Raw genomic sequence first — 11711 nt, 5'->3', positions numbered from 1 at the left:
CTCGGTCACTCTCTATCGCTGGCAAGCCAGTTCCAACGTGTATGTGTAACGGTTTAAACCGGGGTCAGCGGGCGCAAACGGTATTGCGCCGGTAATTGGTCAAGACCGCTGATGGTGGTGTCGAGGCTTTTCCAGCGGCCGTCTTTAATGCCGTAGATACAACCGTGGACCGAGAGCTTTTGCCCGCGATGCCAGGCGTTTTGAACAATGTTGGTATGCCCGACGTTGGCCACTTGCTGGATGACGTTCAACTCGCACAGACGGTCAACACGCTCTTCTTCAGTGGGCAGTTTTGCCAGTACTTCGCGGTTTTCGTAGTACAGGTCGCGAATTGAGCGCAACCAGCCGTCAATCAGGCCATATTGCTGGTTCTGCATCGATGCACGCACCCCGCCACAGCCGTAGTGGCCGGTAACCAGAATGTGTTTGACCTTCAATACATCCACTGCGTACTGGATCACAGACAAGCAGTTGAGGTCGGTGTGCAGCACAACGTTGGCCACGTTGCGGTGCACGAACAGATCACCCGGCAGCATGCCCACAATTTCGTTGGCCGGCACGCGTGCATCCGAACAACCGATCCACAGGTATTCCGGCGTTTGCTGGCGGGCCAACTTGGCGAAAAAATCGGGATCTTCCTGCTTGATCGCATCGGCCCAGCGCTCGTTGTTATCAATCAGATCTTGTAGTTCGTTCATGCGGTAAACCTCGAGAGTTGATGCGCACGTTTGACTGCCGACCGCTGGCCGAGGTCACGTGGAATCTTAAGATATGAACGCACAGTCCTATTCACTCCCTCACCTCAAGGGAGCTTTCCCAGCACATTAATAGAATTGGATGACAGACCTCTAGAAATAACTCATGCAGAGTCCTGCTCCGAATGCCAGCCCACTTGTGATCAATTCGAGCGTTGGCCGGTGTTAATTCCGACATTCAGGACAGTGGCAATGGGCTTTATCAAGCACGTAATGGGATGGAATGCGTCAAAGCCCTTCAAAAAGACTGCCAGCCAATCACGCAAACCAGATATGCCGTTTGGTTTTACAGTGGGAAGTCACGTCAGCATCAATGCGGCCTTAATACTTCAGTTCGAAGGAGAGACCGATATCGTTGTGCCTGACGACAGCCAGATTATGGCCATTGGCACACTCGATATCGGGTCAAATTGTCGACTTATTCGCTGCCACCTCGACAATGAACACTACTTTGTTCAGTTCCTCATGAATGGGCCGCGCGCAAGCGACATCGAGTCTTTGATCCTGTTCGGGTATCACGAAGTCAGAACCCTCAATAGCCCAGATGAACGAGCCCGGTTGATGGGGCCGGGGTCAAAAATCGGCATGCCCTACTACGAGTTGGAGCACGTTGAATATGTTCGTCAATGGGGAACGGAGGATGGACAAACCGAGATGGCTGCGCTGACTGAAAATGTCATCACAGCAGAGCAGTCATACGCTATTGGCCATAGATGCGTGCTTTATGCCCGCCACTTGAATCTGGCCTATCGACGCGAATTTCTACTCTTGTCGTTTGAAACCGATGAGCCTGGAAACCAGTCACTCACGACCGCGGTCGGTGTGACGCTTCAACTGTCTGATATTTCAATTTTCCATTAAGGAAACCTCAATGCTCGACGCTCTCAGGCTGTCGCTTAACGCAACGGCTGTCTTCGACTTCGTTATTTATATTCTGGTTGCAACCTTGCTGTTTGCATTGTTCCAGTTCGTCTATACACGAATGACTCCGCACCAGGAGTTCAAGCTTATTCGTGCCAATAACCCTGCCGCCGCCATCGCGCTCGGTGGCGCACTGATTGGCTTCGCTTTACCGGCGGGCAACATCATTACCAATAGCGTCAGTGTGTTGGATGTTGTTGTCTGGGTATTCATCGCGGCGGGGGTTCAATTGTTGGTCTTCATCGCGACCAGCTTGGTGGTTAAAAACCTCTCCACACGTATTGCCAATGGCGAGTACGCGGCAGCTATCTACACAGCATCAGTCGCTGTAAGCGTCGGCTTTTTGAATGCTGCCTGCATGACTCCGTCAGCCTGAGACAGGAACACATCCGATGCGACCTCGTAGCTCATTAAACCTCGTTCTGAGCGGCACATTACCGCTGGCCCTTGGTGCGTGTAACCAGGCGGAAACTCCAGAGCCTCCCATCGCCAGTCCCGTGGTCAACCTTATGGTGAAAAGCACCTTCGCCACCTTGCGCGAATGTGCGGAGTCGGCAATACCGATGAAGGTCTGTTCACTGGCCCACACCAATGCATTGTCCGAACATAGCCAGAACACTCGACCCTCCAGCAATGAAACCGTGAACAATCCCAGTGTCTTGCCAGGGGACTGCCGACACCCCAACAGACAGGTAAAAGGGTTTGAGCTAACCATCTCAGGATCTCTATCACGAACCGAGTACTACAAAATTCGTGAGCCACTTTTACAGATAAATGCAGTGAGGACTGAAGAGGCTGTTAGCAAGGAAAAGGAACTTGTTTTGGCTAGCCTGCTTTCCCAAGGCCAAAGCACGAAGTACTTCAGCCATCCGATTTACGGGGCTTGCAATAACCGCTCAACGTCTTCAAGCCCAACGTTACTGCGCAGTTTTACAAGTGGTTCTTTCATCAATCACTCAAGTTCCCCAACGATCACACGTGGCGGGTTTGGCGATCAAGCCAAAGCCCGTAGCGGCTGGAGCAGTTCAAGCTCTAGTCGGTTCAGTTTCGGGGGATAGAGAGAGCACCGTGAAAAAGATCAGAATCGAGGAACGCGCCAATTGGCAAAAAAAGGTAGAGAGTGCCGGTTTCTTTTTCCACACTGTCGATGGGGCGCGCTACTGGGATGAGCGAGGGTTTTACCAGTTCACCCACGATCAGATCTCACGAGACATCGAGGGGCCAACCCAAGCGCTTCATGAGATGAGCATGGACCTGGTGGCCAGGGTGGTTAACAGCGAGGAGTTGCTCTCACGGCTGGCAATCCCGGCTAGATTCCATGATCTGGTAGGTCGTTCATGGCAAGAAAAACACCCTTCTCTCTACAGCCGTTTCGACTTTATCTACGATGCAAATGGCCCCGCCAAAGCAATTGAAAGCAACGCAGATACGCCAACTTCGTTACTGGAGGCGGCCTGGATTCAATTGTTATGGCTTGAAGAGTTGATACAGCAAGGAAAGCTGCCACCCACTGCAACGCAATACAACACCCTCGCTGAAGACCTTGTGCATGCGTTTGCTGCGTTCCATACGGATACGCCGTTTTATTTTTCAGCCATATCAGGATCAATTGAGGACCGCGGCACCACAGATTTCTTGCGCAAGATGGCTGGCATCAGAGGAATAGACGCCAGACATATTGATATTGAAGACATTGGTCTGACCGATACGGGGCGCTTTGTAGATCTGGATGGGAACTCGATGGCTCGCCTGTTCAAGCTGCACCCCTGGGAACATATTTTCCACGAGCGCTTTGGCACGGCTATCCCGGGCAGTGGCACCCAGTTCGTCGAGCCCGCCTGGAAAGCCATTCTCAGCAACAAAGGCATGCTGCCTTTGCTGTGGGAATTCAATAAAGGACATCCCAATCTGCTGCCTGCTTTTTTCGACACAGCTCCAGAAAAGTCTGTGCCTAAGGGGTGGGTGCGTAAGCCTTTTTTCTCTCGCGAAGGCGCCAATATCGAGCTACGAACGGTTAGCGGAGAGCACGTCATTGAAGAAGGCCCTTACACCGAGGGGCCATTTATCCTTCAGGAATTTACACCACTGCCCAAGTTCGATGACAGCTTTACCCTGATCGGGTCTTGGGTCATTGGCGATGTGCCGTCAGGCATTGGTATTCGTGAGGACGACACGCTAATCACAAAAAACACGAGCCGCTTTGTGCCCCATGTGGTGCTGGATTAATAGGCAAACGTTAACTACCGACCGCTGGTCGGGGTCACGTAGAACTGCGCTTAAATCCGCTGGTCTGTCGGGTGGAATCTTAATCGGGAGCTACAGTCCATCGTAATAAGACCCCGCACAATGAGGAACTACCATGACTGATTCACGTCGCCCGTATGGGGCGCAAGAGCCGGCCGAGATCGACGATACCGAAGACCGCATGGGTTCTGTCGAGCCGCTTAACTTTGAAGACGATGAAACGCATGAGCGTATTAGCGACCTATTTACCGACGAAGAACGCGCACAGCACATGGCCGGTCAACCTTCACGCCGGGCCGGACTTAGCGGTGGGGCATTGCCAGATGAGGATCTGGACGCGGGATTTGGTGACGATGATCTGGAGCAGGAGATGCTGATCCGCGAAGACGGTGCCCGTGATGCCAAAGAGGCAGCAGAGGGCAGCGATGAAGCGGCGGACTGGGATTTACGCGTGGTGGACGAAGGTGAAATCGGCGCCGGCAAAGGGCTGGATGAAGCAGAGTTAGCGGACATTGACCCGGTGGGTCGGCCCAAGTACTAAATGATGGACGCTGCAACATATCTATGGCGCTCGAAAACCCGTAGCAGCTGCCGAGCCTCGCAGGCTCGGCAGCTGCTACGAAATTGGGTTGCAGCCCACAGGGGAGTTAGTCAACGAGCGTGCAGGCCATGACCACCGCATCTTCACGCCCGCCCACCGCTGGGTAGTAGTCCCGGCGGCGGCCGATTTCGTTGAAGCCATAACGCTCGTACAGCTTGAAGGCTGCGGTGTTGCTGTCGCGAAGCTCAAGGAAGCATTCGCGGGCTTCATGCTGGTAGGCAATGGACATCAGGTGCTCAAGCAATTTGAGCCCCAGGCCACGGCCTTGGCTCTCAGGTTTGACGGTGATGTTGAGCAGGTGCGCTTCATCCAGAATGATTTGCACCACACCGTGACCCACTTGCTGCTCGCCTTCAAACATCAACCAGATGTGATATTTGCCGAGACCGTCGAGAAAAATCCCGCGGGTCCACGGGTGGCTGAAGGCCGCATATTCAATTTTCAGTACTGCATCAAGGTCCGCTTCGATCATCGGACGGAAGGTTACAGCGTCACTCATCGTTTTGTTTCCAGCGCGCCAAAAGCTTGCGCATTGCTTGCCAGACATCCGCTTTGCGGTGTGGCTCTTCCATTAAGAGTTCCAGACCCGGCAACGCCCATGCGCAACCCAGTCCTTCGATTTCAAGTTCACTGATGAAGGCTTCGGCGTCAGCTTCACCGGCAAAGCGCACAGCAGGCAGGCCTATCAGCCATAGGCAGGCACACTCGGCTTGTTCCAAGCGGGACGCGACAAACCCTTGCACAAACTCACGCGCCGCCTCTGGGCCTTGATCCACGTTGCCGCGTTTTAGCAACGGCCAGCGCACGGGCTCGCCAATGATTTGCGGGCTGTCGGGCAAGCCCGCTGCGCGCAACATATCTTTTAACAATAAATAAGCCGGATCGCGGCTCTGGAATGCGCCGCCTGTGGGTAACTCCACCAACAGCAGACAGCGCCCTGCACGCAGCAATTGCAACGCAAAACGCGGGGGTGGTAGTTGCACCACTTTGGCTAGCGCAGGCGTCGACTCGGCTTCAACCACCGGTTTTCTAACAGGACGCGGAGTCACTGATGGCCGCGGTACTTCGATCTTCGGCCGCTCGGCGGGCTTGCTCGGCGCAACCGCCACATTGGCCGCGGGCCTAATGATTTCAGGCGCGGCAGGCGGTTCGGGGAGCACCAGCAGTTCGGGACGCGAAGGCGCGGCAAACGGCAGCTCAGTGCGCGGTAACCAACTGACTACCTGCATGGCAGTCAGATAGGAGCGGCGGCGGGACTCGTTCAACAAGGGTCGGCCATCTGTGGATAACTAAAGAGGCGCGATTCTACCGCCGTTCTGCACTTCCCGCCCGCAGTAGATGGCTAAACGGTTAATTGACGAACCTTGCCTGCGGTCGCCAAGTAATGACTCAAACCCCTGTTGCAGTACAATCGCGACCTTTCATTGGCAATCGACCGGCCCTCCCATGATCGAACCTAAGCGCGTATTACGTGCCCTCGCCGAACACTGGGCACTCCTTGAGCCTTTGTGTGAACACTTCGACCAAGGCACCTTGAGCCTGAGCGAGTTGCGTCTGCAATTAGCCGCCCATCAATTGGACAGCACACCGCAAGACATCACCAACGTGCTCGACAGCTGGATCCGGCTGGATATTCTGGTGCCGGTGGCCAAGAGCCCGAACCGCTTTGAACTGAACGCGCAAATCCACGACTTTCTGGCGTACTTACGCCGCGAACACCGCCTTGGGCTGTGCTTGGAAATCGAAGCCTACCTGCGCCATCTGGAGCGGCTGGCCGGTTACATTCAAGACGCCTTTGATATTCGCGACAGCAATGACTTGGCGCGCCAGTTGCGTTTGCTCGACATGCGCGTACGCGATGTCTTGAAGAAGCTGGCCAATGATGAACAGGCGCTGGTGGCCGTGGCCGAACGGGCCAAGACCAGCGACCGGCAGATTCCGCTGCGCCAGCGTTACGCCGAGGTGCTGGCGACGTGGGACGAATACGTCGAACCAATGATTCAACTGGTTAACGCCGACGGCGCGTTCGAACAAGGCGTACGCAAAGTCGAGAACGTGCTGCTACGCATGCTCAGCGAGCAGCAGCGGCTCGGCCATTTGGTCGACGACGACATGCTGCTGCGTACCCATGCGCGCATCCTTGAGATGCAAACCAGCGCCCAACTGACCTTGCGTCATGCCCGCGAACTGTTGCTGCCGCTGCGCGAAGAGGCGCGCCGTCACAACGCAGTCACCCGTGGCGCGGCGCTGGCATTGGCGGCCATTCGCCGTAAAGGGCTGGACGCGGTACCCCAAGCGGCGATGCCGATGTTTACTCGCCCGCAAAGCACCTTTTTAGGCAGCGCCAGCCAGGTTGAGGCGTATGTTTACGCGCTGGCGCGCTTTGAGCCCAAGCCTGCGCGCTTCCCCAAGGCACACAAAGCCCACCGTGGCGAAACACCCAAAGCCCCGCGCACGGTCAAGGAAATGCTCGACCGTTGCAGCGATGCGTTGCCAATGCCGGACTTGATGAGCTGGTTACTGGACCAGGAACCCAACGGCGACACCGACGAATTGCTGTACTGGTTTTCGCGCCTGTCACGCGAAAAACGCTTCGTGCGCGAACGCCTTGAGCGCCGCGATTACCACACCCACGAACATCTGGTCAGCCTGCGTTCCTTCGCCCTGCTTTCACGCGGCGATGACGCGAACGAGACTTCTGCGAGCCCTCTCCATGCATCTTGATCTTTCTGAACTGTCCCAACTGGCACCGATCTTTCGTGAGCTGTTCAAGGGTTATCACGTGAGCCGCCGCGACCCCGAGCTGTACGCGCAACTGTCGAACTTCCAGGACGCCTACCGCGCGCTGTTCAAGGCGCTGGGGTTTGAACTGGTGTGTGACACCCGTGGTTTTTATTATTTCGTGCCCGACACCGCAATTACCTCCGCACAGGTCAACAAGACCGCGCAACGTTTGGCGCTGTTCACGTTTATCATCGTTGAACACTTGGCGGACCAGGGCCGCGACCCGATTGCCGTGCTTGATGGCGGTAGTCTGGGCCGCGATGAATTACCCTCGCTGCTGGAAAAATACCGCGACCTGTTTGTTCAGGCCGAGGTCACCACGCAAGATGAGCTGGAAGAAAAAATCATGCGCCGCATGACCCAGCTCGGATTCGCCAGCGAGGACAACGGTGTTTACCGTTTTCTACCGCCGATGCACCGCTTTCTCGATGTGTGCCTGTCGGTGCAGCAAGACCGTGATCTGGCGGCCAGTCTGCACAGCATCTTGCCGCTGCCAACGCCGGTGCTGATCGACGACGAAGCCGAGGTTGAGGAAGAAGACGAAGAAGCGGCACTGGCCCGCGCCATTGCCGCTGAGCAACAGGAGATGGATGCATGAGCCAGGAACGCTACGGAATTCGCCGCTTTGCCCTGCTGAACACCGCCGGTTACAGCCTGGGATTATTCCCGCTGGAACATCCGCTGTCGGTGTACGGGGCCAACAACCTCGGTAAGTCAGCGTCGATCAACGCCTTGCAGTTCCCGATTCTGGCGCGCATGTCGGACATGAGCTTCGGCAAATACAGCCTCGAACAATCGCGACGCTTCTACTTTGCGTCGGACACCAGTTACATCTTGGTCGAAGTGTCGCTGCCCCACGGTCCGCATGTAATTGGTGTGGTCGGACGCGGCCCCGGTGGCGGTTTCGGTCACCAGTTTTTCGCCTACGCGGGCAAGCTCGACCTGGCCCATTATCAGAAAGAAGACACGTGCCTGCGGCAAAAGGAGCTGTTCAGCAACCTTGAGCGCAACGGTCTCAAGGCCTACGAACTCAAGCCCGATGAACTGCGGCGCTTATTAGTGGGTGGCCACACGTCGATCCCGCTGGACCTGACGCTGATTCCGCTGCGCTCTACCAGCGAGCAGAGCCTGAAAACGTTCCGCGCCCTGTTTATCAACCTGCTGCACATGCGCGAAATTACCGCCGCAAAGCTCAAACAGTTGTTTCTCGATGCGTTTGAACACAGCCTGCGTTCGGGCAGCGTGGACTACATCGCTGCATGCGAAGAAGCCTTCCGCGATGTACGACGCATGGAGCAGGATTACAACGCGCTGGTGGGTGCCGGGCCGTTGGTCGAAGCGCTGGCCGCCGGGGTTCGCCAGCGTGATCTGTTGCGCGGCAAGCTGCATCGCCTGTCGCCGCTGCTCGACTCGTTGCTGGGCACGTGGCAGGACTACGCCGGGGCACGCAAGGAAGAGTTGCTGATTCAGTCAGAGCATTACCGCAACGAACAAGACGCCCTGCAAAACGATCAACGCAGCAGCACGCAAGAGTTGATGCGCTTGGAGCGCGAAATCACCGGTATTCAACGTTGGCTGGGCGAGTTGTCGGTGCTCAAGCATCGCTTCGCGCTGGTTGACGATGTGAAGGTCCTTGAGCAACAACTGCTCGCGGCCAAAGACGCGCACGACGAGTTGGCCGGTGCCTTGGCGCAGTCGCGTCAGTTCAGTGCCGAGGACTTGGACGAGCGTTTGCGCGATCTGGAAAAACGCCTGAAGTCGGTCAAGCAGCAACTCGATCATGCCGACAACAACAGCTACGCCCGTTTGCGCGAAGAATTTTCACAGCAGGACGTGGAGCGTCTGATGCGGCTGTTCAACAGCGCATTGTTCAGCCTGCCGCTGGGCGAGCAAGGCATTGCACTCGATGACGGCGACGCATGGGTCAAATCCCTTGAGCTGATCCTTGATGGCTTCAAGGGTGAGCGCTTTGAAGCGCCGGGCCTGTCCATCGACCTCAGCCATATCGAGCCGCCCGCCCTGCAAGCGCTGGCGGATCGCGCCGCATTGCGTGAGCAGAAAGAACGTCTAGAAAAAGAACTCAAACAACTGAAAACCCAGCAGGCGGTGACGTCGGATCGCGCTGCGAGCAAGTCCGAAGCCGAGTCGCTGTATCAGCAAGTGCTGGACGCGCAAAAGGCGCTGGAAGATTTCCGGCGTGCCCAGACCTTGAGCGCCGAAGAAGGCGAAAAACTGGAGCAATTGGCTCAGGCCGAAGGCGCGCAGGATGAGTTGAAGCGCTCCAGCGATGCCTTCACCGAGCGCGTACAACACCTGTCGGCCAAGCTGCAATTGGTCGGTCGGCAGATCGGTGACATGGAAGCCAAGCAACGCACACTGGACGACAGCTTGCGTCGGCGCCAATTGTTGCCTGCTGATCTGCCGTTCGGTACGCCGTTCATGGACCCGGTCGATGATTCGATGGACAACCTGTTGCCGTTGCTCAACGACTATCAGGACAGCTGGCAAAGCTTGTTGCGCAGCGACGGTCAGATCGAAGCCTTGTACGCACAGGTGCGCTTGAAAGGCGTGGCCAAGTTCGACAGCGAGGACGACATGGAGCGCCGCCTGCAACTGTTGATCAATGCCTATGCGCACCGTAGCGAAGAAGCGTTGACCCTGGGCAAGGCGCGACGTGCCGCCGTGACGGACATCGCCCGAACCTTACGCAACATCCGCAGTGACTACGACAGCCTTGAGCATCAACTGGCATTGTTCAACCGCGAGATCAACAAGCGTCAGGTGTCGAACCTGCAAAGCTTCCGCATTGTGCTGGCACCGAACAAGGAAGCGCTCAAGCACATTGATCAGATCATCCACAGCGCCGGCCAGTACGAAGAAGGCGAAACGTTGTCGGTGTTCGACCTCAGCCAAAGCGCTGAGCAGGACAACAAAAACGAAGAGGCCAAGGAATATTTGGCCCGTCTGGTAGCGGCCAACCATAACCAGTTAGGGCTCAAGGATTTGTTTGAGCTGGCGTTTGAGATTACTAAGGTCAATGGCCAGCCGGTGATTCATACCGACATCGACGGTGCGGCGTCCAATGGCACCACGATGACGATCAAGGCGCTGACCAACATGTATTTGTTGTTGCACTTGATGGACCGCGATCAGGCCGGGCGTATTCGCTTGCCGTACTACCTCGATGAGGCGGCGGACATTGACGAGAAAAACCAGACCGCGCTGCTGGAAACCAGTTTGCAACTGGGCTTTGTGCCGATTCTGGCGAGTGTGAAGCCTCAGGTCTGTGCCCATGTAGCCATCGACCTAGAGGGTGGAAGCGGCCCTAACGGCATATACATTGATGAAGATGACTGGAAGTACATTCGTCGTCATGACGAGGTGGAACCCGCCGTTATGCCTGAGCTGAGCGACGCCTGAATAAAGTCTAAACAACACTAAAAGCCGCGATCATTAATCGCGGCTTTTGCGTTACTGGCTGTCTACTTTCATACCCATATATGTAGGCATAATCTTACAAGTACTTGCTATTCAACTAATAAAACCGCGCTCGTTCAAAACTATTTTTAAAATTTCAGAAAATTCCTACCCGCTTTGTCCAGTTAAAGCGGCAGACTTTTAGGGTTGATGAGCCTTTAGTGAGTGAAAGGCCGCATCACCTAATAACGGGACTAACTATAATTAACTCACTGCCTTAATACCGGGTTGGGTTATGAGGCTTGTAGGACCATAAATAGTTAACGCTACAAAATGCTCTCTTGAAGTTATAGGAGAAATCATGCGTAAAGCAGTTATTGTCGATGATCATCCCTTTATTCGAAAAATTGTCAGACTGATTTTGGAGAATGCAAAGTTCCAGATAGCGGCAGAAACTGATAATGGTGCGACAGCCTTGGACTTGGCGCGCGCTCATGTTCCCCACTTAATGATTCTCGATTTGGCAATGCCCAAACTTGACGGGTTGGAGGTATTAAAACGTCTTCATATTCTGGGCTTGCCGATTAAAGTGCTGGTGCTGACCTCCAAGGGTTCGCCTTTTTATGCAGACCGCTGTATCAGAGCTGGCGCTATCGGTTTCGTCGAAAAAACAGACGATGTTGATGTCTTGAGCAATGCCATCAGCACCGTTATGAATGGTAAGACTTACTTGAAAAATGCAGATATCGGCCATGATAGTCATCCGCTGCAAAGCGATTTCGCGCTGATCCAAACCCTGTCAGACCGAGAGTTGCGCACACTTCAGTATTTAGTGTCGGGATGGTCGAATAAAAAAATTGCGGAGGTCATGTTGCTCAGCGAAAAAACCGTCAGCACTTACAAGATTCGGGTCTTCACCAAGTTAAATATTCAATCGGTGGTATACCTAGCCGAATTTGCCAAACGCAACCATCTAATCGAATGAATAG

At 55.1% G+C, this 11711-nt stretch carries 11 protein-coding genes; 8 read left to right on the top strand and 3 right to left on the bottom strand.

Annotated elements, in window-relative coordinates; all coding sequences use genetic code 11:
• Positions 1-53: 53 nt before the first annotated feature.
• Entirely contained in the window at positions 54-698 is a 645-nt protein-coding gene (can, locus tag B347_RS0115455; protein WP_019410601.1) for a carbonate dehydratase, read from the bottom strand.
• A gap of 249 nt (positions 699-947) precedes the next feature.
• On the opposite strand from can, the gene B347_RS0115450 reads away from it, so the two are divergent.
• The 4 genes from B347_RS0115450 to B347_RS0115435 all read left to right on the top strand — a co-directional run bounded on the left by B347_RS0115450 (position 948) and on the right by B347_RS0115435 (position 4461).
• Complete coding sequence (locus B347_RS0115450) at positions 948-1616, top strand: DUF2491 family protein (protein ID WP_019410600.1); 669 nt, start codon at positions 948-950, stop codon at positions 1614-1616.
• 10 nt (positions 1617-1626) lie between these two features.
• Positions 1627-2052 carry a DUF350 domain-containing protein gene (locus B347_RS0115445; protein WP_019410599.1) on the top strand — a complete coding sequence of 142 codons (426 nt, stop codon included), beginning with the start codon at positions 1627-1629 and terminating at the stop codon, positions 2050-2052.
• Positions 2053-2744: 692 nt separating this feature from the next.
• On the top strand, positions 2745-3902 hold the full coding sequence (locus tag B347_RS0115440) for a glutathionylspermidine synthase family protein (protein WP_019410598.1): 1158 nt from the start codon (positions 2745-2747) through the stop codon (positions 3900-3902).
• 133 nt (positions 3903-4035) lie between these two features.
• Positions 4036-4461, top strand: coding sequence for a hypothetical protein (locus B347_RS0115435; protein WP_019410597.1), 426 nt, complete (start codon positions 4036-4038; stop codon positions 4459-4461).
• Between the two features lie 106 nt (positions 4462-4567).
• On the opposite strand, the gene rimI is transcribed toward B347_RS0115435, so the two are convergent.
• Positions 4568-5020 carry a ribosomal protein S18-alanine N-acetyltransferase gene (gene rimI, locus B347_RS0115430; RefSeq protein ID WP_019410596.1) on the bottom strand — a complete coding sequence of 151 codons (453 nt, stop codon included), beginning with the start codon at positions 5018-5020 and terminating at the stop codon, positions 4568-4570.
• Positions 5013-5789: an SPOR domain-containing protein gene (locus tag B347_RS0115425; protein ID WP_026014226.1), complete on the bottom strand. Its 777-nt coding sequence runs from the start codon at positions 5787-5789 to the stop codon at positions 5013-5015. Before B347_RS0115425 ends, rimI begins: the two co-directional genes overlap by 8 nt.
• A 178-nt stretch (positions 5790-5967) precedes the next feature.
• Here B347_RS0115425 and mksB point away from each other — a divergent pair, with 178 nt between their 5' ends.
• The 4 genes from mksB to B347_RS0115405 all read left to right on the top strand — a co-directional run bounded on the left by mksB (position 5968) and on the right by B347_RS0115405 (position 11707).
• Positions 5968-7245, top strand: a complete 1278-nt coding sequence (mksB, locus tag B347_RS0115420) for an Mks condensin complex protein MksB (protein WP_019410594.1) — start codon at positions 5968-5970, stop codon at positions 7243-7245.
• Positions 7235-7903, top strand: a complete 669-nt coding sequence (mksE, locus tag B347_RS0115415; RefSeq protein ID WP_019410593.1) for an Mks condensin complex protein MksE — start codon at positions 7235-7237, stop codon at positions 7901-7903. Before mksB ends, mksE begins: the two co-directional genes overlap by 11 nt.
• On the top strand, positions 7900-10725 hold the full coding sequence (gene mksF, locus B347_RS0115410) for an Mks condensin complex protein MksF (protein ID WP_019410592.1): 2826 nt from the start codon (positions 7900-7902) through the stop codon (positions 10723-10725). The genes mksE and mksF overlap by 4 nt, the downstream gene beginning before the upstream one ends.
• Positions 10726-11083: 358 nt before the next feature.
• Positions 11084-11707 carry a response regulator transcription factor gene (locus tag B347_RS0115405; protein ID WP_019410591.1) on the top strand — a complete coding sequence of 208 codons (624 nt, stop codon included), beginning with the start codon at positions 11084-11086 and terminating at the stop codon, positions 11705-11707.
• Positions 11708-11711: the final 4 nt, after the last annotated feature.

Origin of the sequence: Pseudomonas psychrophila HA-4, from assembly GCF_000282975.1 — a bacterium.
In the GTDB taxonomy this organism is placed as follows: domain Bacteria; phylum Pseudomonadota; class Gammaproteobacteria; order Pseudomonadales; family Pseudomonadaceae; genus Aquipseudomonas; species Aquipseudomonas psychrophila_A.
The sequence above is the reverse complement of the archived record's forward strand: the minus strand, read 5'-3'. Positions and strand labels throughout refer to the sequence as shown.